Below are 22,893 nucleotides of genomic sequence, written 5' to 3'. Positions count from 1 at the left end.
GGACGAGGGGAGGCGGGGCCCGCGCCGCGCGCACGAGCCCCGCGCTCTCTTCGCTCGGCCTAGCTGAGCGTAGGTATCTCCTCGCGGCTGCGGTTGCCGCCGCGCGCGTCCACGACCCGCACCGTGCTCGCCTGAGGCCCCTCGTCGCCGTCCTCTTCCGTGTAGGCGACGCCCATGCCGATCTTCAGCTCGGCGAACGGCGCCGATACGATGCTTCGCTCGTGGAAATAGATCTCCCGACCCTCGATCGTCCTGATGAACCCGTAGTCGTTGAACAGCTTCGTGATGACGCCGGCGGTGTCCTGCGCCGGGTGGGCCTTCACCTCGCTCCGCTGCTCGCTCGCGAGCTTCTTCAGCTGGCGACCGGCGCGGTGGAACACGTCGCGCACCGCCGTGGGCAGCAGGTTCCTGGCGGCCCGCTCCTCGCTGACGATCTCGTGCTTGCCGGCCACGTGGAGGTCGACGCGCACGCGGTACTCGCCGCCCGTGCCCTGGCTCGCGTGTTCGCGCTCGACGACCACGGCGCAGCTGTTGATGTGGTCGTTGAAGCGCTCGATCTTGTTCGCCTGCTCCCGGATCAGCTCCTCGAGCGAGGGGCTTTTATCGATGTGCCGGAAGGTGAGCTCCACTTGCATGCTCGCTCCTTTTCATCCTGCGTCGCTTGGACGCGTCACTGCAGTCGATGTGCATCGCTGATTCTTACCAGCCGATTCAAGTGCATGTGCGAGGGCATCCGATTGGGGCACCGGGTACTGTCCCGGCCTCGCGAGCATCTGCGCTGTCTCCCGGAATGCGCGCCGCTCCGGATCTGTGAGGTAACTCCTCGTGTGTGCTTGAAGTGAGCAGGTAGCAAGTTCGCTGCCAGGGGTCGCTCAGCCGTGCGGCAGCCCGATGGCGGCGAGCTCCGCGGTCGAGCGACGCCGGGCGCGGTCCGGGCGGCGCAAGCTCTGCGCGACAAGAGCAGCTTCTTGCGTCCCTCGTGGATCTCCAGGCTGGCGCGGGCGGCGTGGGCGAGGAACGACGGAGCGTGCTCTCCTGGGGCAATCTGCGACACCCGGGGCGTCTCGCGTCATTCCGTTGCATTTCATCGCGTTCTACGCGCCTGTCCGGTCCAGGAAAGCGTGTCAGCGCCCGGCGGGCGAGCTCTGCCATGTAATGCAGCGAGGGGCGGTCACTGCGGCGGGCGGACCCTCGCGCCGAACGATGCGAGGGGCCGCCCGCCGTGCCGAAATGCCGTGCCGATCGGGAGCAGGTGCGCATGGCGCGTCGTCGCGCCGGCGCCGAGGAGCGACAGGGGAGCGAGCACGAGGGCGAGATCTCGCGGCGTCACCTCGCCTCGCCCTCGGAGGAGCAGCGGGTGCCCTGGGGCATAGCGCCCCGCTCTCGGGCCGTTCCGGGGCGCTGGACACCCTCGGCGCGAAGCGCGGGGTGGCCTGGCCGCAGCTGCGGGCACGGCGGGGCCCTCGGATCGCGGCGTGCCGTCCCCCGCCGTCAGCGGGCGCGCCGGCCGCACCCCGAGCGCCGCTTCAGCGGATCTCGAAGACGTAATCCGTGTCGTAGGTGCGGACGAAGAGCTTGCCGTCCTTCTCGACAAGGAACTCAGGCCCGCTCTTCAGCGGGAGCTTCGAGACCACCTTGCCGGTGGCGCGCTCGAGGGCATAGAGGAAGTCCGGCTCGGCCGTGAAGCCGTATCCGCAGAGGAGATGATCTCCGCGCAGGACGAAGTTCTCGGCGTTGCAGACGAGCGGCGCGCTCTGCCAGAGGAGCTGCCCAGAGGCGAGATCGATGGCCGAGAGGTAGGCGTTCTTGCCCTTCGATGAGGCCGCATACGTCCTGTGTCCCGACGAGACGTAGAGCACGCCGTCCTTGACCACGGCCCAGCCGACGTGGCCCCGCACGAACGCGGCTTCCTTGGGCGCGAACTCGGGCGGCCTGAGGAAGCTCTCGAAGTCGAAGAAGGCGACGACCCTGCGCGCCGCGTCGAGGATCGCGACGAAGCGCGTTTCGGCGAAGTCCGGGCCGTAGAACAGCGCGATGTGGTCGCCGTGATCGATGGCCTTGACGAGCGCTTGATCGCGGTAGCCCTCGGGAACGAAGGAGGGGAGGGGACGGGCGCCGCCCGCGCCGCCCGCGGCCGCGCTCGGCACCTGCAGCGTCGGCAGGGAGAGGCCGTTCGTGGTGAACCACGCTGCCCCGTCCGTGATCTCGTTCTTCCGCTCGGCGATCTTCACGAGGCGCGGCGCGGCGGAGCCTCCGGCCGGCGCGGGCCGGACGAGCGTCTGGCTGAACGGCGGCGGCGCGAGCTTCACGGGGGACCTGCTGTCGAGCGTTGCGCGCGCCGCGCCGGCGCCCGCGCCCGACGCGCCATCGCCCGCGATCGACGGCGCGGGCTGCGGGGCCGGGGCGGCGTCGTGGGGCGACGGCGTTGCGACGCCGGGCGCGCCGGGGAGCGGCGGGGCGTCCTGGGAGGCGCGGGCCGGCGGCGCCGGGGCCGGCTGGCAGCCGCAGGCGGCCAGCAACGCGGCGGCGAGCAGGCGCGTGCGGTGAGGTGGCGGAGCGGAAGGCGGGGCGGCAAGCACGCGCGCAGCGTACCTCATCCGCCCCGTCCGGAGGGCGCTCGGTCGCGCCGCGCGGCGGCGCCGGAGCTCAGGGAGAGGGGGTGAAGGAGAGGTTGAGCGTGTAAGGCCCAGCGTTCCTCAGGCTGTCCGTGTCGACGAAGATGAGCAGGGGCACGCCGCCCTGGACGCTGACCGAGAGCGTCTCATCGCGGCCTCCGAGCACGGCGTCGACGCACGCGAGCTCGGGGCCCGTGCAGCCCGTCCGCACGTACATGCCCTGATCGGTCTCGGAGGACAGCACAAGCCTGAGCCTGCCGGCGCTCGGCGGCGTGAACGAGTGGATCCTCTCCGGCGTGTTGGGGCGGATGCAGCTGCCCGCGAACAGCACCGTGCCGCCCGTCGTGTTGCCTCGGTTGTCGCCCAGGACGGCCACGGACGCGTCCTCGCAGACGTCGTCGAGCTCGGCGGTGCACGCGGCGGAGCAGCCGTCGCCGCTGACCGTGTTGCCGTCGTCGCACTGCTCGGGCGCGCTGACGGTCCGATCGCCGCAGGTGGCCGGAGAGAACACGAGCTCCAGCGTGTACGGCCCTGCGTCGGCGCGCGTGCGGGCGTCGACGACGATCGGCACCGCCTGGCCCTCGTGCACGACGATCGCGAGCGACTCCTCCTCGGGCGCGGCGTCCGAGGCGGCGTGCTCATCCGCGCATGCGAGCTCGGTGAAAGCATCCGCGCACGCCGTGCGGGTATAGAGGCCGTGGTTGCTCTCCGACTGGAGCGCGACGAGGAGCGTGCCCGACTGGCCCGCGGGCGGCGTGAACAGGTGGAGCTCCTCCGGCCCGTCGCCGGTGCAGCTGCCTTGGAGCGCGCGCGTGCCGCTCGACGTGTCGCCCTCGATCGTCGTCGTCACCGGCGTCGCGCCCGCGCAGGCTGCGTCGACGAGCGGGCCGCAGGTCGCGGCGCAGTCGCTGTCCGCGCAATCGATCTGGCCGTCGCCCTCGTCGTCCTCGCCGTCGGAGCAGTCGGCCTCGCCCAGCTTGCAGACACCGTCGAGCCTGTCGCACACGCCCAGATCCGCGCACTGCGAGTTCACGGTGCACCCCGGGATGCACGCCGTGATCTCGCCGCCGATGTCGCTGCACCTGTAGCCATCGCGGCACTCGTCGGTCGTGCTGCAACGAAGGATGCACAGGCCGAGCGACTCGCCGAAATCGACACAGACGGCGCCGTCGGAACATGCGCCCACGGCGGGATCGCAGAGGCTCGCACAGGCCCCGGCCGGCCAGCCCCAGTCGGTCTCCGTGATGCAGTACTCACCGGCGCACGCCGCATCGTAGGTGCACGCCGCGCCATGGCCGGCGGACGTCCCTCCACCGGAGCCGCCGGTGCCGGTGGGCTCGGCGCCGCCGGAGCCGCCGGTGCCGGTGGGCTCGGCGCCGCCGGAGCCGCCGGTGCCGGTAGGCTCAGCGCCGCCGGAGCCGCCGGTGCCGGTGGGCTCAGCGCCGCCGCTGCTGCCCGTGCTTGTCGCGTCCGGCGCGCCGGCGCCGCTGCCCGTGACGCCGCTCCCGCCGGCGCCGCCGGCTCCGCCCTTGCCACCTTCGCCTTCATCATCGCCGCATCCGGCGGTCGCCGAGAACGCGAGCACAAAGAGACCTGCAACGAGTCGTACGTTCATCCACTCGCTCCACCAGAAGAGAGATCGTCAAGACGCGAGGTGCACCCCACCCCACGGCGCAGCGACGCCATCTTCAGCGCAATGGCTTCGCCTGCCAACCCCCCGGTTCATGTCGCCGGCGTTCCGTGACCGGCCGCTCTCGGCTGCGAGATCCGAGCAGGACAGGCCGTCCCTTTCGTGGAAAGAGGGCGCACGAAGGCGGTGCGCGGAGCATGCGAGCACACCTGCCCACCGCCGGAACGCGTGCGTTCGCTTTCGGCCTCGCGTACGGTCGCGTCCGATGAAGTCCGAGAAAACATTGCTCCTTTCCCAGTCCGATGTGGTCTCCCTTCTCGCCATGGACGCGGCCATCGCCGCCGTGGAGGCAGCGTTCGCGGCGCACGGCCGCGGCGAGGCCGCGATGCCGCCGAAGGTGTACCTGGGGCTGCCGGCCCACGACGGCGATCTCCGTGCGATGCCGGCCTACGCCGACGGCGCGGCAGGGGTGAAGTGGGTCAATTCTCACCCGAAGAACCCGGCGCGCTTCGGCCTGCCGTCCGTCATGGGACTCTACATCCTCAGCGATCCGGCCACGGCGTCACCCCTCGCCGTGATGGACGCGACCCGCCTCACGGCGGTGCGGACCGGCGCGGCGGCGGCGATCGCGTCGAGGCTCCTCGCGCGGCCGAACCCGAGGACGCTCGGCTTCATCGGCTGCGGCGTGCAGGCGCGCTTCCTGCTCGACGCCCACCGCGCCGTCTACGGCGCTCAGCTGGAGGTGCTCACCGCGGACGTGTCGCGCGAGGCGAGCGAGCGGTTCGCGGCCGAGGCGGGCGGGCGCGCCGTCTCGGTGGAAGAGGCCTCCGGCTGCGACATCCTCTGCACCTCCACGCCCGCGCGCGCGCCGGTCGTCCAGCGCGCGTGGGTCCGCCCTGGGGCGCACATCAACGCGATGGGCGCCGACGCGCCCGGCAAGCAGGAGCTCGATCCGGAGATCCTCCGGGACGCGCGCGTGATCATCGACGACTGGGCGCAGGCGACCGAGAGCGGCGAGGTCAACGTGCCGCTGCACGCGGGCGCGCTGCACCGCGAGCACATCCAGGGGACGATCGGCGAGCTCGTCGCGGGCAAGCTCGCGGGGCGCGGAGACGCGGCCATCACGGTGTTCGACTCGACCGGCCTCGCGATCCAGGACGTGGCGCTTGCGCGCGTCGTCTACGCCGCCGCGCGCGAGCGGGGCGCCGGGACGGCGTTCGATTTCTTCGGCTGAGCGCGGCCTCCTACGGCGTCCTCGCGCACCGCACGCCGAGGCTGTAGTAGGGGGCCGACGGCGCCACGCTGACCCGCGCGGACGTCAAGAGATAGCTTGGCGCGCCGAAGGTGCTCCCGCCGCGGACCACCCGGTTCGAGGTGTCCGTCAGGTTGGCGCAATCGACGCATTCCGCCGGGTAGGTCCCGTATCCATCCAGCATCCACTCCCGCATGCTCCCGCCGAGATCCGCCTGTGCCCACCGCCCGTCGCCCCTCGGCGAGCGGGACCCGGAGGGCGCGATGTCGCCAAAGTCGCTCTGGAACGTGCAGCCGGGCGCTGCGCTCTCCCTGCAATCATAGGAGGCATAGCTCGCGTCGATGGTCGTCGACTCCGGCGGATTCGACCACGGATACTGCCGTTGCTCGTCCCCTCCGGCCGCCGCGTAGTTCCACTCGGCTTCCGTCGGGAACCGGCCCTCGTCCCACGCGCAGAACGCGAAGGCGACGTACCAGCTCACGCAGTTCATCGGCAGGTGCTCCTGGGCGCCGGGCTCCTCCGTCCACGTGCGCATGTCCGGGCTGTCTGGAGTGCACGTCACCGCGGCTCGCAGCGCCGCCGCATCCGGGGGCAGCTCGCCGTTCCAGGCCGGGTTCCACCCGCTCGCCTGGATGCCCGAGTGCGCTCCCGCATCGGCCGCGGGCCGGCTCCCGGGGTACGCCTCCACGAACTTCCGGAACCTCCCCACCGTCACCTCGAAGCGATCCAGCCGGAAGTCGCTCACCGTCGCTGGATACGCAGGATCGTTGCCGCGGTTGAACGTCCCCCCCGGCACCAGCGCGCTCGCGCAGCAGCCCTCGTTGGCGCCCGACCCGCACGTCGCCGGCAGCCCTTCGCAGCTCGGCGGTGTCGTGCACGCCCCTCCGCTGCACACGGGCGCCTCCGCAGGACACGGCTCCGAGGCGTCCCACTGACCGAGGTCGTTGCACCGCTCTGGTCGGTTGTCCGAGCACCGCGCGTCGCCGGGCGTGCACGCTCCGGTGCCGGCGCCGCTGCCATTGTCGATGCCGGCGCCGGCGCCGCCGCGGCCCGAGCTTGCGTCGCCGCCGCCGGAGCCGGTGTCGCCGCCCGCGCCATCCAGCGGGTGATAGTCCTTGTCCAGCCCCAGGAGCGTCGTACAACCGCTGGCCAGGAAGGCCGATGCCGCCCACCACCACCCGGCGCGCCTGCTGAGCATGTTTACTCCTACAGCCGCCGCACGGGCGCTGTCCACCGCGCCGCGCGCCCGTGCTCGCGTTTGGTCAGCGAGCAGCTGCGTCGCATCGGCGATGCGTGCGCTCCCGGATCGCACCGGCGCGCCGTGTCCGGCGCTCTCGGGAGCACGCGGCCAGCGGCGCGGGCGTGAGCTGAGCGAGGTCATCTGCTGAGTGGAGTGCGCCAATGCTGCCCCGAACCCGACGTGTGGCGAGCTGTTCGCTGATCAGAACACGCGGCCTCGCGTAATTACACACAGTCCGGTGCGCCCATGTCTTTTTATCTGCCATGGAGAGCGGTTATTCGAAGTGCGCTCCTCCTGGAGCGCTGGTATCGAAGCCGCGTGGGAAAGCTGCTGGAGCCGGTTGCGCCCGGTTGTTACCGCGTGGGGCCGTCGCCGTTTCAGTTTTTGTGGATCGCGGCCAACGAGCTGCCGCTGCGGGACGAGCTGGTGCCATTCCTGGTGGCGCGCTCGGGACGCGCCCTGGACGAATTCGCCCGGTGGGTGGCACCGCGGCGGGAAGTGGAATGGGTGCTCTCCATGGTACAGTACATGCCGATGTCAGCGTGGACGCGTGAGGACTTGAAGCGGCGGTTCGGCCGGTCCGACGATCCGGAGATCGAGGCGCGGCGGCAGGAGATCCTGCAGACCTTGCTCGCAGACAGCCTGGAGGTGACGGAGCGGCTCGTCGAGAAGGGAATCGAGCGGGGCCAGCAGCAAGGCCGGGTGACGGAGGCGCGCGCGGCGCTGCGCAGGGTGCTGGCGCGGCGCGGGCTCGCGCTGAGCCCCGCGCAGGAGGCCCGGATCGATGACTGCTCCGAGCTGGTCACCCTGGAGCGCTGGCTCGATCAGGCGGTGACCTCGGCCAGCGCAGAGGAAGCGCTGGCGTAGGTCGTCGCGCGGCCGCTCACACCGCCAGAAACTCCCTCGCGATCTCGTCGTCGAACTCCGCCACGCTCCCCCGCCGCACGATCCCCCCGTTATCCATGATGAAGTACTCGCTCGCCGTCGAGAGCGCGAAATCCAGGAACTGCTCCACGAGCAGGATCGCCATGTCCCCCTGCTTCCCGAGCCCTTTGATCACCTCCCCGATCTCCTGCATGATCGACGGCTGGATCCCCTCCGTCGGCTCGTCCAGCAAGAGGAGCTTCGGCTTCCTCAGCAGCACGCGCGCGAGCGAGAGCTGCTGCTGCTGCCCGCCGCTCAGCGTCCCTGCCGCCCGCGCCTGAAACTTCTTGAGGATGGGGAACATGGCCATCATCTCTTCCAGCGCCGCCGGGCTCGGCGTGGGGTCGCTCTTGGCCTCGAAGCCCATGAGCAGGTTCTCCCGCACCGTCAGATAGGGGAAGATCCCTCGCCCCTGCGGCACATAGCCGATGCCCGCGCGCGCCCTGTCGCTCGGCGACCTCGAGGTGAGGTCCGCCCCGTCGAGCGCCACCTTCCCGCGCCGCGGCTTCAGCACGCCCATGATCGCCTTGAGCAGCGTCGTCTTGCCGACCCCGTTGCGCCCAAGAAGGCACGATACCCGGCCGGGCGCGACCTCCAGGCTGACCTGCGACAGGATGCAGCTCTCTTCGTAGTAGACCGCGAGATCCTCGATCACCAGCATGTTCTCTACCGCTCCTCCGCCGCAGCCGCGGCCGCCGCGCCGCCGCGCGCGCGCCCTGCGTCGTGCGCCCGCCCGAGGTAGACTTCGATCACCTGCGCGTTGCCCTGGACCTCCTCGACCGGCCCCTCGCACAGCCTCCTGCCGGCGTGCAGCACCGTCACCGTGCTCGCGTAGCGCCGCACGAACTCCATGTCGTGCTCCACCACCAGCACCGACCGCTGCTTCGCGATCTCCTGGACGAGCTCCCCCGTGCGGTCGCGCTCGCGCCGGGTCATCCCCGCCACCGGCTCGTCGAGCAGGAGCAGCTTCGGCTGCTGCACGAGCAGCATGCCGATCTCCAGCCACTGCCGCTCCCCGTGCGCGAGCACCGCGGCCCGCACGTCCGCGCGCCGCCGGAGCCCGATCCGGTCGAGCGTCTCGGAGATCTCCTTCTCCTGCGCCGCGGACAGCCCGCGGAGCAGACCCGGCGCGCTCTCCCGGAAGCCCATCGCCGCCTCCAGGTTCTCGAGCACCGTGAGGCTGCCGAACACCGCCGGCGTCTGGAACTTCCGCCCGATCCCCAGCTGGACCAGGGCGTGCTCCGGCAACCGGTGCACCTCGACGGCCTCTCGCCCCGACTCCCCACCTCCGTGGAACACCACACGTCCGCTCGACGGCCGCGTCTTGCCCGTGAGGATGTCGAGCAGCGTCGTCTTGCCCGCGCCGTTCGGCCCGATCAGGAACCTGAGCTCCCCGCGCTCGATCGAGAAGTCGAGCCCGTCCAGCACCTTGAAGCCGTCGAAGCTCACCGTCACCTGCTGGATCTCGACGATGTTGCCGCGGCTCATCCCCTCGCTCCTCTGTTCGTTGTCGCGCTCATTCCGGCGTCCATCCCCGCGTCCATTCCCGCGCTCGTCCCCGCTCATCTCCGCTCCTCCCCCTCAGCGCCCGGACGTCGCCGGCGCCTCGGTGTGCGCCACCGGTTCGACCTCGCCCGCGCCCGCCGGCCCGGCCACGGCGGCCTCGCCGAGCGCGCCCGCCGGACCCGCCACGCCGCCCGCGTGGCGGCGCACGAGCCTCGACCCGTGGCGCCGCAGGAAGCCGGCGACGCCGGTCGGGAGCAGCATGACCGACGCCGCGAAGAGCGCGCCGAAGGCGAGCTGCCACACCTCGGGGTACGACTCGCTCAGCGCGCTCTTCCCCAGGCTCACAAGGATCGCCCCGACGACCGCGCCGATCAGCGTGCCGCGCCCGCCGACCGCCACCCAGGTCACCATCTCGATCGACGGCATCACGCCCATCGAGGACGGCGAGATGAGGCCGACCTGACAGACGAACAGCGCGCCGGCGATGCCGGCCATGCCCGCCGACAGCGCGAACACAAGTGTCTTCAGGGTGACCGGGTTGTAGCCGAGGAAGCGCACCCGGTTCTCGTCGTCGCGCATCGCCACGAGCAGGCGCCCGAAGCGCGACTGGGTGAGCCTCCGGCAAAAAAGGTAGAGCGCCCCCAGGCAGAAGAGCGTCACGAAATAGAGCACCGTCTGCGTCGAGGCCGCCCCGCGCGTGAAGCCGAAGATCGTCTTCAGGTTCGTGATCCCGTTCGTGCCGCCCGTGAGCGCCTGCTGGCCGATGAAGAGGATCGACGCGATCAGCGTGAGCGCCTGGGTGATCAGCGAGAAGTACACCCCCTGGACGCGGCTGCGGAAGACGAGGTAGCCGACCGCGGACGCGACCGCCATCGGCAGGAGCACCACGGCGCAGAGGGCCACGACCGGCGAGCGGAACGCCTCCCAGAAGAGGGGCAGCGCCTCGAGGCCGCTCCAGCTCATGAAATCGGGCAGGCGCGAGCCCGACGTCTCCAGCTTCAGGTACATCGCCATCGCGTAGCCGCCGAGGCCGAAGAAGAGCCCCTGTCCGAGGCTCAGCATCCCGCCGTAGCCCCAGATGAGGTCGAGCCCGAGGGCGACGATGGCGTAGGTGAGGAACTTGCCGAGCAGGTTCAGCCGGAAGTCGGAGAGCACGAGCGGCGCGACGAGGAGCGGCAACGCCACCGCGAGCGGCGCGCCCCAGGTCCAGAGGAAACTGCGAAGGGTGGAGTCTCGAAGGGCCATGTCCGTGTCCTCTTCTATCGGGTGCGCAGGGCGAGCAGGCCTGTCGGCCGCCACTGCAAAAAGGCGATCACCAGCGCGAACACGAGCGCCTTGCCGAGCGACGCCGTCGTCGAGAGCTCGAGCAGCGTGTTCGCGACGCCGATCACGAGCGCCGCCACCGCCGTGCCGGGCAGCCGCCCGAGGCCTCCGAGGATGACCACCATGAAGGCGTCGACGATGTAGTTCGTCCCGAGCGACGGCCCGATCGAGCCGAGCTGCGTCAGCGCGCACCCCGCGACCCCGGCGAGCCCCGCGCCGAGCGCGAACGTCGCGGCGTCGACCCGGCGCGTGCGGACGCCGAGGCACGAGGCCATCTGCCGGTTCTGCATCACCGCCCGCAGCCGCCTGCCGCCCGCGGAGCGGTGCAGGTACGTGTAGACGGCGGCGATGCACGCGATCACGAGGGCGATCAGGAAGACGCGCTTGTAGGGCAGCTGCACCCCGCCCGAGAGCGCGACGCCGCCGCTCAGCCACGACGGGCTCGAGACCTGCACGTTGGACGCGCCGAACAGGCTGCGCGCGGCCTGCTGCAGCACGAGGCCGACCCCCCACGTGGCGAGCAGCGTGTCGAGCGGCCTGCCATAGAGAAAGCGCACGATCGTGAGCTCGAGCAGGAGCCCGAGCACGCCGGCCACGAGGAACGAGGCCGGCAGCGCGAGCAGGAACCAGAGCCCGGCGTCCGTCCCCCCGACGAGCGGCGCAAGGTGCTGCCCGACGACGTACGTCGTGTAGGCCCCCGCCATGATGAACTCGCCGTGGGCCATGTTGATCACGTTCATCAGCCCGAACGAGAACGCGAGGCCCATCGAGATGAGCAGGAGGATCGAGCCCAGGCTCAGGCCGTTGAAGGCATGGAGGAGAACTTCGTTCATGCTAGAGCACCGAACAGGTTGAGACGCCGCGCAAGAGAGCTTCGAGCCGCAGAGGCACAGCGGGCATCACGACGAGCCCCCTGTGCGCTCTGCGCCTCCGTGGTCGGGCCCTCGGGCTTCGAGGGCGGGACTGCCGCCTCCGGCGGCGCTACTTGGCGACCAGCTCCTTCGCCCAGGGGTATGCGGTGAGGTACGGGTCCGGCTGGACCGGCTTGCCCGAGCTCCAGACCTCCTGGATGAGGCCGTCCTTGCGGACCTGGCCGATGCGCACCGTCTTCCAGGTGTGCTGGTTCTTCCCGTCGAGCCGGACGAGCCCCCCGGGCGCGGCGTACTCGATGTCTCCGGCGCTCGCGGCCTGCTTCACCTTGGCCACCTCCGTGGACTTCGCCTTCTCGACGGCCAGCTTCCAGAGGTAGACCCCGAAATAACCCGCCTCGATGGGGTCGTCCGTGACGCGCGCGGCGCCGTACTTGGCCTTGTACGCCTCGACGAACTTCTTGTTCTCGGGGGTCTCCGTGGTCTGGTAGTAGTTCCACGAGACGAGGTGTCCGGCGATGTTCTCGGCGCCGATGCCGCGCACCTCTTCCTCGGCGACGCTCACCGAGAGGACCGTCATCTTGTCGACCGTGTAGCCGGCGTCCTTGAACTGCTTGAAGAACGCCACGTTGCTGTCGCCGTTCAGCGTGTTGAAGACGGCGTCCGGCTTGGCCGCGCCGATCTTGCTGATGATCGTGCTGACCTCGGTCCCGCCGAGCGGCAGGTACTCCTCGCCGGCGAGCTCACCGCCCTTCGCCGCGAGCTGGGCCTTGATGATCTTGTTGGCCGTGCGCGGAAAGACGTAGTCGGAGCCGAGCAGGTAAATGCGCTTCTTGCCCTGCTCGATCAGGTAGTCGATCGCGGGGACGATCTGCTGGCTCGGCTCGGCGCCGGTGTAGAAGATGTTGGGCGACTGCTCCAGGCCCTCGTACTGGACCGGGTAGAAGAGGAGGCCGTTCAGCTCCTCGAACGAGGGCAGCATCGCCTTGCGGCTGGCGCTGGTCCACCCGCCGAACACGACGGCCACCCCGTCCTGCTGGATGAGCTTTCTGGCCTTCTCGTTGAACGTGGGCCAGTCGCTGGCGCCGTCCTCGATCACGGGCGTGATCTGCTTGCCGAGCACGCCGCCCGCCTTGTTGATTTCCTCGATGGCGAGGATCGTCGCGTCCTTCACGGCCACCTCGCTGATCGACATCGTGCCGCTCAGCGAGTGGAGCACGCCGACCTTGATGGTGGCGCTGTCCGAGGCGGGCGCCGCGGGCGCCGTCCCGGGCGCCGGCGCCTCCTCGCCCTCCTTGCCGCAGGCGGAGAGCAGGGCCGCGCCGGCGAGGGCCGCCGCCGCGAAGCAGACCGCCCGCCGCCGAAAGGAGCCCGCCGCCGGCCGCTCCTCAACGTCCAACCCAGACGTGAACATATTCAACGCATCCTCCTTGGGTGCCGGGTGCGCGTTCAATGCCCTGCATCGACGCGGCGCGGCGATCCGACTGCACAAGAGCCGTGGGAAAGCTCGGGAGTCGGCAACTGGAGACTCCCGGCTGGACACCGAAGGACCGCCCTGCGCAGCAGGGCTCGGCCCTCGGACAGGGGCCAGCGACACGACGTCGTGGTGAAGTGTCTAATGCCGAGCACCATGTTTCCTCGAGGTTTCGTCGAGATGAAATGTCGACCGGTCGGGCGACGAGGCGCGCTTTCCGCCGGCCATCGGGGTCCCCGATCACAAAGCGAGTCTCGCGCGCGCCTCGACTGCGGCGGCTGCGGGCGCGGACACGGGCCGCGCCCGGAAAGGCAGGGCGGCGCGCGGAAGGGCGAGGCAGGGCCGTCCGAGGCGCCAGCACGGGCTGGGCAGGCGGTGGCGCTGGAGCGCCGGCCCCGGCAGCGAGGCGCGTGCGCCACGCCCGGTGTCGCCGGCGCCGATACAGTGTGGGGAGCTCTGGCCTCCGCGCGCACGAGCGCTGAGCGCTCCGGCGCTGTTGCGATGAGGTGCGCTCTCCAGTGCAGTAAAAAACTTGTATCAAGAGCGGTGGTGCCCAGGTACATTGATGGACGCTGTCTGCGCCCTGTCCTCGAGCGACACGGACGGCAAACGGGGTGGAGCGTATGGGAAGCACGAATCACATGCCCGGTGAGACGGATGGGCGATCCTCGAGCGGTGGGGCGACGCCGAACAGCGTCGTGGCCGGGCCGCGGGACGAGAACTCGGTGGTGATCTCCCTGAGCGCGCTGCTCGCGGTGGAGCAGGCAGCGACCACGAAGGTGGCCGGCGCGCGGGTCGATCAGGGCCCGAAGGGCTCCGGGACGGTGGATATCCACGGACCGGCCGCCGGCGATGAACAGGAGCGCAGCAGCTACCTGGATCTCTTTCCGTTCGGCGCGCCCGAGCTGCCGGCGTTCAGGTCGCCTGAGCTCACGCCGGTGCCGTCCGAGGTCCCGATCGACCTGCGCCCGCCGCGCGCGCGGCGGGCGGCGGGTGTGCGCTATGGCGTCATGGGCCTCGTCGGCGCCGCGGTCGTCGCCAGCGCGGTGTGGCTCGGCGCCCCGCGCGAGACGCTCCACGCGGCCGCGCAGCCCGGGGTGCGCTCCGCGGCGAGCGCGGCGCTTTCGCACCTGCCAAAGGTGGAGGCGAAGGCCCCGGGCGCGATCGCGGCGGCGCCTCCGGCAAAGCCGGGCGACAAGGCGAAGGAGCGCGCCGGCCGCGGGGCGAAGGCCCGGCCCGCCGCCCCGGCAGGCGCGGGCAAGGCGGCGGCGAAGCGCACCGCCGAGAGCAGCGGACCGGCCGCCGGCGGCGCCGCCCCGCCGCCGAGCCAGGGCGGCGCGCGCGCGGCGAGCGATCCCTGCAAAGGCGACCTCGACTGCGCCATGCGGCGCGCCGCGGGCGGCTCGTAGCGCCCACCCGTCTCGCGGCCATCCAACGCTCTCCCTTCCTCGCGTGAGCTCAGCGCACTTCGCGTGAGCTCAAAGCAGCTTGCCCGGGCGCCGCGCCGGCGCTCTGGCCTCGGCGGGACAGCTCGGACGAGCCGTGGGATCGCCGGAATGACGCGCCGCTGCAAACCGGCCTGACTGGGCCGTTCGCTCGTCTGGGTACGGACCCCCTGTACTACGAGGATATCGCACGAGCGAGCTCGTCCGATCCCGGTGTCGCGCATGAGCCGCTGAGGACGCCTGCGCTCGTCGTGGTTCCCGGAGAGCAGGTTATCTACGCGACACACTTGATCCCCCACGTCGCCTCCGTGCTAGGGTCTGCTCTTGCTTCACAAATTCGCTGATGGTGGATCGCTCACACGCGCCTGGCGGGCGCATCTCGCGGAAGCGCGCGCTCTTCGAACGCCTCCGGGGCGCGCCCGTAAGGCGCAGCTGTGAGCACGCAGCGGATACCATCGCGTAAATTTCTGGTGTAGGAACAGAACCCGGCGCCAACGGCGGCGCTGAAGTGCACAGGAAGGGCTGCCGGGCGGCGTCGCCCGACGTGTCCTTCCACATGAGCAGCGCAACTCTTCTTGTCGGAGGATTCATTCATGAAAGCTCTTGGTTTTGCGGCGATCCTGGTCAGCGTGTGTGCGTTGGCGGCCTGTACGGTCACAGACGGCGACGGCGGCACGGGCGGTGAGGGCGGTGAGGGCGGCTCGACGAGCACCTCCACGAGCACCACGTCGGGGACCGGCGGCGAGGGCGGTGAGGATAGCGGCACGGGCGGCGAGGGCGGGGGCAATGAATGCTCCGGCCTGGAGGTCCAGGCGTGCATGGACTGCTGTGCTGAAGCACATCCCAGCGAGGCGGAGGCGTTCAAAAAGCTGAACTTCTGGCATTGCGGCTGCGCGGCAGAAATTCGGTGCGCCGCGTTCTGCGACACCACGGATCCCACGACCGACGTCTGCGGGGAAGACGGGGAGGTGAACATGGAAGTGAGCAACGACGATTGCCAGACGTGCGTCGCCGAGGAGTCGGCGACGGGCTCGTGCTACGACGACGCCTACACGGCCTGCGAGGCGGCCGAGGACTGCCAGGCGCTCACCGAGTGCTCCAACTCCTGCGAGTGATCTCCCGCTCTCCGGCCTGACCGGGCACGACAGGCGGCCTCTCGCAGGTCGCCTGTCGTGTTTTGTGGGCCTGACGCGAAGGTGGCTCCGGGCTCGGCCGCTCTCCTGCGCGACATGTTCGCCTGCTCAGCGCTCCGGGGGCCTCACGGCGCGAGCCGCACCACCAGGAGGTCGGCCGCGGTCGACTGCGCGGCGGCGCCGTCGAGGTCCACGCTCCCCTCGACCGTCCCCGCGAGCAGGACGTGGCCGCGGTCCACGGAGGCCGCGACGCCCGCCGCGGACCGGCGCCCGCCGCTGCGCCCGGCGCCCGGGCCGAGCCGCTTGCTCCACACGTGGCGCCCCTCGGCGTCGAGCCGCGCCGCCACGATGTCGTTGCCGCGGCCGGCGCCGTCGAGGGGCCCGCCGCCGAGATCGGTCGGCCCCTCGACGCTGCCGGCGAGGACGAGCCCGCCGTCCGCCTCGAGCGCGAGGCGCGGCGGCTGCTCCGCCGGGTAGGCCCGGCTGAAGCGGTGCTCCCGCGCGGCCCCGAGCTCGACAACGAACGCCGAGACCCCCTCCGAGAACAGCGTGCCGCTGCCCAGGTCGAGGAGCCCCTCGAACGTCCCGCTCAGCGCGATCTCGCCGCCCGGCCCGATCTCGATGTCGCCCCCGTGCTGGCGGCGGCCGTCGCCGAAGGCCAGCGACGCGACGTGCTCGCCGCGCTCGTCGAGCTTGGCCAGGAACACGTCGCTCATCCCCGCGGACGAGAGCCGGGGCGCCCCCTCGCCGAAGTCGAGGTCGCCCTCGAAGGTCCCCGTCAGGAGGATATCCCCGCGCGCGTCGACGGCCACGCCCGTCGGCTCCTGCGTCCCCGCGCCGCCGAGCACCCGCGTCCAGAGCGGCACGCCCGCCGCGCTGAGCCTGGCCACCGCCACGTCGCTCCCGTCGTGCCCGAGGAGCGCCGACGCGACCACGACGTCGCCCGCGGCCGAGACCGCGACGTCCTGCGGTTTGCCGGGGAGCAACGTCCCCCAGCGCAGCCCGCCTCCCGCGTCGAGCTTGACCACGAACCCTTGCTGCGCGGGCGCGGTGAGCCCGGCGGCGCCCATCACCCCCTCGAGGTCGCCCGCGATCGCGATCTCGCCCTCGGCGTCCACCGCGAGCGCCTGCAGCGCGCCTTGCCCCTCGTCGACGAGCCGCCGCACCCACGCGACCGCGCCGTCCGCCTCGAGCCGCGCCACGAAGACGTCCCGCTCGGCGCCGGTCGCGATCGGCCCGGCGCCGAGGTCGAGGGAGCCCTCGAACTCGCCGCCCAGGATCGCGAAACCCCCGCGCCCCGCCGCGAGCGCCCGCGCCCGCTCCTGGCCGGAGCCGCCGAGGAGCGCGCCGAGGGGCCCGCCGGGGAGCACCGCGCCGCAGTCGCCGCCGCCGCCGCAGTCGTCGTCGGCCGGCGTCGTGCAGTCCTCGGCCCGCGGCGTGACCTCGCCGGCGCAGGCGCCCCACCGGCCGTCGCCGCCGCACGTGCGCCGGCCGGCGCTGCACGCGCCGACGCCCACGGTCCCCGGCGGCCCGCCGTAGGGGCACACCTCGACCGTCCCCGGGTCGCAGGCGCAGGCCTCGCCGCCGCCGGCCGCGGGGTCGCCGGCGTCGCGGGCCGGCTCGTCGACCGCGCCGTCGCAGTCGTCGTCGGCGGCGTTGCCGCAGCGCTCGGGCGCGGGCGTCACCTCGCCCTCGCAGGGGCCGTAGCCGTCGCCGGCGGCGCTGCACCGCCGGAGGCCCGTCTGGCAGGCGCCGATCCCCTCGGTCGTCGGCGGTCCGGTGTAGCAGGCGACCGCCGAGAGCGGCTCGCAGCGCTCGTCGACGAGGAGGCCGTCCTCGAGGCCGAGCAGCGTGTTGCACCCGGCGCAGCCGAGCGCCACGAGCGAGAGGCGCCCGCCGATCCCGATCGCACCGCGCGCGCCCACGTCAGTAGCTCCCGCCCACGACGAGCGAGAACGCCCCGGGGCCGGCGGCGGCCGCCGCCGTGGCGCGTCGCGCGGGCGGGGCGGCGGCGCGGGGCGGCGCGGTCCAGAGGAGCAGGCCGGCCGCGAGCAGCGCGGCGGTGCCGGCCGAGAAGGCGATCGTCGAGGCGGTGCCGGCGGACTGGGCGTCCTCGCGCAGCGCGACCCCGGCGGCGTCGCAGCGGCTGCGCGCGTCGCAGTGGCCCCGGTTCGAGGCGTCCCGGCGGGCGATCGCCTCCGCGCCGAACACGGCGCCGAGGCCGAGCCCCACGAGGCCGGCGCCGCCGGTCGCGAGCGCGATCATCCGCTGCGCGCGGCCGCCGGTGTCGCCGCCGTCGCCGCGGTCGGCGCTCGCCAGGACGGGAGGCGCCTGCCGGCGGGGGCCCGGCGGCGTCGCGGAGAGCGCGCGCGGGGGCGGCTCCTGCTCCAGGGGGGGCACGTCGATGACCACGCGCGCGCCGTCCGGCGGGACGGCGCGCGCGGTGGACCAGCGCCTCCTGCCGGGCGCGCGCGCCTCGACCGTGTGGGTCCCGGGATCGACCGGGAGCGCCTGCCCCCACTGGGCGGGCAGGATCAGCACGCCGTCGCGCCGGATCTCCAGCCCCGGCGCGGCGCCGGCCGCGGGCGGCTCGATCGCCATGCGCGAGAGCCGCGGTTCGAGCGCCGCCGCGAGCGCGGCCGCGCGCGCCGCGCGGGGGTCACCCGCGCTCTTCGCGATGGCCGCGGCCTCGCTGAAGACGTTCCAGGCGCCCGCGGTCCTGCCCGCGCGCGCGAGGCACTCGCCGAGCCGCAGGAGGAGGTTGATCGCCGTCGGATCGAGGGTCCTGCCCTGCTCGAGCACGGCGCACGCCTCGGCGACGCGCCCCGCGTCGAGCAGCTGTCGGGCGACCTGATACAGCGCGAGCACCTGCTCCTTGTGTCCCCCGGGCTGACCCGGGTTGGGCTGTCCCGGGTTGGGCTGTCCCGGGTTGGGATGCCTCAAGCCGGGCTGACCCGGGTTGGGCTGACCCGGGTTGGGGTGCCTCAAGCCGGGCTGACCCGGGTTGGGCTGACCCGGGTTGGGCTGTCCCGGGTTGGGGTGCCTCAAGCCGGGCTGACCCAGGTTGGGCTGTCCCGGGTTGGGGTGCCTCAAGCCGGGCTCGGAAGCCGCCCCGCTCGCCGGCGAGAGCGACAGCGACAGCGCCGCGAGGGCGCAGGCGAGCCCGCGCGGGCGCGAGCTGCAGACCTTCGGGAGATCTCCTCGGCGCATGGCGATCACCAGGGGCTGTCCGGCGCCCCCACCGTCGGAGCGTTCGCGCCGCGGCTGGGCCCTGCCACGTGGACCGGAGCGCCGGCCGCGGAGTCCCGACCGGGCGGCGGCGCCGGAGCAGACGACGTCGTGGGCGCGGGCCCCGGAGCGGCCTGCACCGGGGCCGCCTGCGGCGCACCCGCCGGCCCCGCCCCCTCCCCAGCGGCGAGGGCAGCCGAGGCCGGCGAGGGCACATCGGGCGGCGCAGGGCGCTGCGGAGGCGCATCGCGCCCAGGCGAGGCCGCCGAGGGCGCACCGCCGCCGGCAGGCGCGCCGCCGGCAGGCGCCGCCGGCCTCTGTCGCCCCTGCGGCGCCGGGCCCGCCCACGTCCCGGCCGCGAGCGCCGCCCGCGCGGGCGCGCGCGACGGCCTCCCTGCGTTCGCCCGCGCGGGCGGCGCCCCCCTCGCGGGCGCGACGGGGCCGCCGCCGTCGAACGCGGCCGGTGGCGCACTTCTCGCGTCGGTTTCGGGCGCGCCGTACGCGCCGCCGGCGCCGCCGTGCGGCGCGCCGTCAGCCGCGGCGCGGGGCGCGTAGAGCGGCCCACCTGCCACGGGGGTCCCCGGCGGCTCCGCGGCGAGCCCGTGCGGCACCCCCGCGAGGTGCTGCGCGCCGGCGCGGTCGGTCCAGGTGACCCCCCCCGTGCGCGGCCACCCGAGCGGAAGGACGGTCATGGCCAGCGCGGCGCTCGCGGAGAAGGCGCCGGCCGCCAGCCATGCCCGCCTGGGGCGGTGGACGACCCCGGACCCCCGCGCCTCGGACGGCCGAACGGCGGTCGTCGGCGGCCGGAAGGCGGTCGTCGGCGGCCGGAAGGCGGTCGTCGGCGGCCGGAAGGCGGTCGTCGGCGGTCCCTCGTCCAGCCATGTGAACGTCGGCTGGGCCCGCTGGACCGCCGTGGGCAGCGTCGCGTCGGGCGGCCCGCGCAGCGCGAACGGCGCGAGCGCGGCGGCGAGCTCGCGGGCCGAGGCCGGACGGCGGGCCCGGTTCTTCTCCAGGCAGCCCATCACGATCTCCTCGAACCCCTCGGGCAGATCGGCGCACACGTTCCGGAGCGGCCGGGGCGCCTGCTCCGACACCACGAGCACGAGCTGCTCCAGCGTCTCCGCGCCGAACGGCAGCGCGCCGCTCACGAGCTGGTAGAGCACGACCCCGAGCGCCCACAGGTCCGCGCGCAGGTCCACGTCCTTGGGCGTGAGCATCTGCTCGGGCGCCATGTAGCGGCGCGAGCCCATGACCGACCGCGCCGTCGTCATCTCGAGCCCGTCCTCCTCGGGCCTCGCGCACGTGAACTTCGCGACGCCGAAGTCGAGCACCTTGATGAGCGGTGTGCCGTCGGTCCGGTACGTCAGGAACAGGTTCGCGGGCTTCAGATCCCGGTGCACCATCCCGAGCGCGTGCGCCTCCATGAGCGCGACGCAGGCCTGGCGGACGTACTCGGCCGCCTCGTCGACCGGCAGCCGCCCGCGGCGCTCCACGATCGAGCGGAGATCGTTGCCCGAGAGGTGCTCCATCACGATGTACGGTACGGGCAGCGCGATCCCCGGCCTCGGCGCGAGCGCGCCCAGGTCGTGGATCCGCGGCACGTGCTCGGTCTTCAGCCGGAACATCCCGCGCGCCTCGCGCTGGAACCGCCTCAGCAGCGCCGCGTTGCCGCAGTGCTCCGCCCGCATGAATTTGATCGCCACGAGCTCGCCCAAAGACAGGTGCCGCGCCGCGACGACGGCCCCCATCCCGCCGATCCCGAGCAGCCGCTCGACCCGATAGCGGTCCGCGATGACCTCGCCGCAGTGCACGGGCACCACTCCCTCTTCATCGCTCACTACGCGCCCCCCCACTCAGTCGCTCTGAGATTGCAGATCGGCCAGCCACGATCTCGGACCGGATGGTTCCTTGCAGGGCCACGCTCGTCGCGCTTACCGCAGGCTCTGTTGAGATTCGATTCTCCGGAGAGGCAATGCGTCGCGTCGCCTGTCGAATTTTCCGGCGCTCCTGTGGGCGCTTGCAGGCGCGCTCCGTGTGCCGCGGGCGATCTGGAGCGCGCCTCCGCCCCGCACGCGCCGCCCGGCCGTTGCGCGCGGCGGTTCCTTTTCGGCGTTCCCTGCGATACATGCGCCCCGTGTCTGCCTCTCCCGCCCTGGTCTGCCGCGGCCTGGTCAAGCGTTACGGCGACGTCGTGGCCGTGAACGGGCTCGACCTCGAGGTGCGGCGCGGCGAGTGCTTCGGCCTGCTCGGCCCGAACGGCGCGGGCAAGACGACCACGGTGGAGATCCTCGAGGGGCTGACCCGCCCCGACGCCGGGGAGGTCGAGGTGCTGGGCGAGCGCTGGGCGGGGGACGGCATCGCGCTGCGCCAGCGCCTCGGCATCCAGCTCCAGGAGACGCGCTTCCCGGACAAGCTCCGGGTCCGCGAGGTGATCGCGCTGTTCCGCAGCTTCTACCCGCGCGGGCTCGATCCGGAGGAGGCGCTGCGCTGCGTGTCCTTGCAGGAGAAGGCAGGCGCGTTCGTGCGCGGGCTATCGGGCGGGCAGAAGCAGCGGCTGTCGCTCGCCTGCGCGCTCGCGGGCGACCCGGAGGTGCTCTTCCTCGACGAGCCGAGCACCGGCCTCGACCCGGCGTCGCGCCGCGAGATCTGGGACGTCGTCGAGGACCTGAAGGCGCGCGGCCGCACGATCCTCCTGACCACGCACTACATGGAGGAGGCCGCGCGCCTCTGCGACCGCGTCGCGATCGTCGACCGCGGGCGGCTGCTCTCGCTCGGCACGCCGGCGGCGCTCGTCGCGTCGCTGGGCGCCGAGCACGTCGTGGAGGTCGAGGTGGACGGCGAGATCGCCGAGGAGGAGCTCAGGGCGCTGCCCGGGGTGGAGGCGGTGCGCTTCGCGCACGGGGCGCTCCGGCTGACGGTGCGCGACGTGGCGCGCGTGCTCCCGCCGCTGCTCGCGCTCTGCGCCGCGCGCGGCGCCGCGCCGCGGCGGCTCGCCACGCACCACGCGAGCCTGGAGGACGTGTTCATGGCGCTCGCCGGGCGGAAGCTCGCGGGCGAGGAGGCGGCGTGATGGCGCGGTGGCTCCGCTCGCTGCGCGGCGCGCCGCTCGTGCTCCTCATCCGGGCGCGGGTGGCGGAGTTCCTGCGCGAGCCCGAGGCGATCTTCTGGATGCTCGTGTTCCCCATCCTGCTCTCGTCGGCGCTGGCCGTCGCGTTCCGGGACCAGGCCGCGGCGCCGCTGCCGGTGAGCGTCGAGGCGGGCGCCGGGGCCGAGGCGCGGCGCGCCGCGCTCGAGGCTTCCGGGCAGGTCGTCGCCCGGGTGGTCCCGCGGGAGCAGGCGCAGCAGGAGCTCCGGGCCGGCAAGGTCGCGCTGGTCGTGCTGGCCACCGATCCGCCCACGTACTGGTCCGATCCGACGCGGCCGGAGAGCCGCATCGCCCGGCTCGAGGTCGACGAGGCGCTCCAGCGCGCGGCCGGGCGCGCGGACGCGTTCCGCCCGGCCGCGCTCGAGATGACCGAGAAGGGTTCGCGCTACATCGATTTCCTCGTGCCCGGGCTGCTCGGCATGAACCTGATGTCGACCGGGATCTGGGCGATCGGCTTCTCGATCGTGCAGCAGCGCATCGGCAAGCTCCTGAAGCTGTTCGTGGCGGCGCCGATGAAGCGCTGGCAGCTCCTGGTCGCGCACCTCGGGGCGCGGCTCGTGTTCCTGGCGATCGAGGTCATCGCCTTGCTGCTGTTCGCGGTCCTCGTCCTCGGCGTGCCGATCGCCGGCTCGCTCGCCGCGCTCGCGCTGGTCATCGTGCTCGGCGCGCTGTCGTTCGTCGGGCTCGGCCTGCTCATCGCGGCGCGGCCGCGGACGCTCGAGGGCGTCTCGGGCCTGACCAACCTGGCGATGTTCCCGATGTGGATCTTCTCCGGCGTCTTCTTCTCGACCGAGCGCTTCCCGGACGCGGTCCAGCCCTTCATCCAGGCGCTGCCCCTCACGGCGCTGAACGACGCGCTCCGCGGCGTGATGCTCGAGGCCACGCCCCTCGCCGCCCTCGCGCCCGAGCTCGCGGTGCTGGTGGGCTGGGGCGCCGTCTGCTTCGCGCTCGCCCTCAAGCTCTTCCGCTGGCAGTAGCCCGGGCTGCCGCCGCGCTCGGGCCTTCCGGCCGGGCGGGTGCTTCCCTGCCAGCAGCGCTTCCGCAGCGCTGGTGGTCCGGTGCTGCTCCCGCAGCACGCCGTCGTTGTGCCGGGGAGGCGGTGCCTCGCT

The 22,893-nt window shown here is 72.8% G+C and carries 19 protein-coding genes; 6 read left to right on the top strand and 13 right to left on the bottom strand.

Features of this window, described 5'->3' with window-relative positions:
- Positions 1-59: 59 nt before the first annotated feature.
- The 4 genes from WMF36_RS29670 to WMF36_RS29655 all read right to left on the bottom strand — a co-directional run bounded on the left by WMF36_RS29670 (position 60) and on the right by WMF36_RS29655 (position 4,230).
- Positions 60-635: an HPF/RaiA family ribosome-associated protein gene (locus WMF36_RS29670; RefSeq protein ID WP_437574144.1), complete on the bottom strand. Its 576-nt coding sequence runs from the start codon at positions 633-635 to the stop codon at positions 60-62.
- A 536-nt stretch (positions 636-1,171) separates the two neighbouring features.
- The gene (locus WMF36_RS29665; protein ID WP_437574143.1) at positions 1,172-1,330 is read right to left on the bottom strand and encodes a hypothetical protein; all 159 of its coding nucleotides are present in this window, start codon (positions 1,328-1,330) and stop codon (positions 1,172-1,174) included.
- Positions 1,331-1,526: 196 nt separating this feature from the next.
- Positions 1,527-2,579 carry a hypothetical protein gene (locus WMF36_RS29660; RefSeq protein WP_437574142.1) on the bottom strand — a complete coding sequence of 351 codons (1,053 nt, stop codon included), beginning with the start codon at positions 2,577-2,579 and terminating at the stop codon, positions 1,527-1,529.
- Positions 2,580-2,646: 67 nt separating this feature from the next.
- A complete protein-coding gene (locus tag WMF36_RS29655; protein WP_437574141.1) occupies positions 2,647-4,230 on the bottom strand; it encodes a DUF4215 domain-containing protein in 1,584 nt (527 codons plus the stop codon).
- A gap of 280 nt (positions 4,231-4,510) precedes the next feature.
- On the opposite strand from WMF36_RS29655, the gene WMF36_RS29650 reads away from it, so the two are divergent.
- The gene (locus tag WMF36_RS29650; RefSeq protein ID WP_437574140.1) at positions 4,511-5,479 is read left to right on the top strand and encodes an ornithine cyclodeaminase family protein; all 969 of its coding nucleotides are present in this window, start codon (positions 4,511-4,513) and stop codon (positions 5,477-5,479) included.
- Between the two features lie 10 nt (positions 5,480-5,489).
- Here the strand turns inward: WMF36_RS29650 and WMF36_RS29645 are convergent, their stop codons facing one another.
- Positions 5,490-6,695 (bottom strand): formylglycine-generating enzyme family protein, encoded by a 1,206-nt coding sequence (locus WMF36_RS29645; RefSeq protein WP_437574139.1) that lies wholly within the window; start codon positions 6,693-6,695, stop codon positions 5,490-5,492.
- Between the two features lie 360 nt (positions 6,696-7,055).
- Here WMF36_RS29645 and WMF36_RS29640 point away from each other — a divergent pair, with 360 nt between their 5' ends.
- Positions 7,056-7,604: a hypothetical protein gene (locus WMF36_RS29640; RefSeq protein WP_437574138.1), complete on the top strand. Its 549-nt coding sequence runs from the start codon at positions 7,056-7,058 to the stop codon at positions 7,602-7,604.
- Positions 7,605-7,620: 16 nt separating this feature from the next.
- Here the strand turns inward: WMF36_RS29640 and urtE are convergent, their stop codons facing one another.
- From urtE to urtA, 5 genes are all read right to left on the bottom strand, one after another.
- Positions 7,621-8,322, bottom strand: a complete 702-nt coding sequence (gene urtE, locus WMF36_RS29635; RefSeq protein ID WP_437574137.1) for an urea ABC transporter ATP-binding subunit UrtE — start codon at positions 8,320-8,322, stop codon at positions 7,621-7,623.
- A gap of 5 nt (positions 8,323-8,327) precedes the next feature.
- On the bottom strand, positions 8,328-9,149 hold the full coding sequence (urtD, locus tag WMF36_RS29630) for an urea ABC transporter ATP-binding protein UrtD (RefSeq protein ID WP_437574136.1): 822 nt from the start codon (positions 9,147-9,149) through the stop codon (positions 8,328-8,330).
- A gap of 93 nt (positions 9,150-9,242) precedes the next feature.
- On the bottom strand, positions 9,243-10,412 hold the full coding sequence (urtC, locus tag WMF36_RS29625) for an urea ABC transporter permease subunit UrtC (protein ID WP_437574135.1): 1,170 nt from the start codon (positions 10,410-10,412) through the stop codon (positions 9,243-9,245).
- A gap of 14 nt (positions 10,413-10,426) precedes the next feature.
- The gene (gene urtB, locus WMF36_RS29620) at positions 10,427-11,323 is read right to left on the bottom strand and encodes an urea ABC transporter permease subunit UrtB (protein WP_437574134.1); all 897 of its coding nucleotides are present in this window, start codon (positions 11,321-11,323) and stop codon (positions 10,427-10,429) included.
- A 148-nt stretch (positions 11,324-11,471) separates the two neighbouring features.
- Positions 11,472-12,773, bottom strand: coding sequence for an urea ABC transporter substrate-binding protein (gene urtA, locus WMF36_RS29615; protein ID WP_437574133.1), 1,302 nt, complete (start codon positions 12,771-12,773; stop codon positions 11,472-11,474).
- A gap of 683 nt (positions 12,774-13,456) precedes the next feature.
- On the opposite strand from urtA, the gene WMF36_RS29610 reads away from it, so the two are divergent.
- Both WMF36_RS29610 and WMF36_RS29605 read left to right on the top strand, forming a co-directional pair.
- Entirely contained in the window at positions 13,457-14,242 is a 786-nt protein-coding gene (locus tag WMF36_RS29610; protein ID WP_437574132.1) for a hypothetical protein, read from the top strand.
- Positions 14,243-14,871: 629 nt separating this feature from the next.
- Positions 14,872-15,393, top strand: a complete 522-nt coding sequence (locus WMF36_RS29605; RefSeq protein WP_437574131.1) for a hypothetical protein — start codon at positions 14,872-14,874, stop codon at positions 15,391-15,393.
- A 143-nt stretch (positions 15,394-15,536) separates the two neighbouring features.
- On the opposite strand, the gene WMF36_RS29600 is transcribed toward WMF36_RS29605, so the two are convergent.
- From WMF36_RS29600 to WMF36_RS29590, 3 genes are read right to left on the bottom strand one after another with little or no spacing between them, the layout of a single operon-like run.
- Complete coding sequence (locus WMF36_RS29600) at positions 15,537-17,336, bottom strand: hypothetical protein (protein ID WP_437574130.1); 1,800 nt, start codon at positions 17,334-17,336, stop codon at positions 15,537-15,539.
- Position 17,337: 1 nt separating this feature from the next.
- On the bottom strand, positions 17,338-18,621 hold the full coding sequence (locus tag WMF36_RS29595) for a tetratricopeptide repeat protein (protein WP_437574129.1): 1,284 nt from the start codon (positions 18,619-18,621) through the stop codon (positions 17,338-17,340).
- 5 nt (positions 18,622-18,626) lie between these two features.
- Positions 18,627-20,450 (bottom strand): protein kinase domain-containing protein, encoded by a 1,824-nt coding sequence (locus WMF36_RS29590; protein ID WP_437574128.1) that lies wholly within the window; start codon positions 20,448-20,450, stop codon positions 18,627-18,629.
- A 314-nt stretch (positions 20,451-20,764) separates the two neighbouring features.
- Between WMF36_RS29590 and WMF36_RS29585 the strand changes: the two genes are divergently transcribed.
- Positions 20,765-21,709 carry an ATP-binding cassette domain-containing protein gene (locus tag WMF36_RS29585; RefSeq protein ID WP_437574127.1) on the top strand — a complete coding sequence of 315 codons (945 nt, stop codon included), beginning with the start codon at positions 20,765-20,767 and terminating at the stop codon, positions 21,707-21,709.
- Positions 21,709-22,761 (top strand): ABC transporter permease, encoded by a 1,053-nt coding sequence (locus WMF36_RS29580; RefSeq protein ID WP_437574126.1) that lies wholly within the window; start codon positions 21,709-21,711, stop codon positions 22,759-22,761. The genes WMF36_RS29585 and WMF36_RS29580 overlap by 1 nt, the downstream gene beginning before the upstream one ends.
- Positions 22,762-22,893: the final 132 nt, after the last annotated feature.

It is taken from the genome of Sorangium sp. So ce887, from assembly GCF_051521455.1.
Lineage (GTDB): Bacteria > Myxococcota_A > Polyangia > Polyangiales > Polyangiaceae > Sorangium.
Note: the sequence above shows the minus strand (reverse complement) of the source record. Positions and strands in the feature narration are given on the sequence as shown.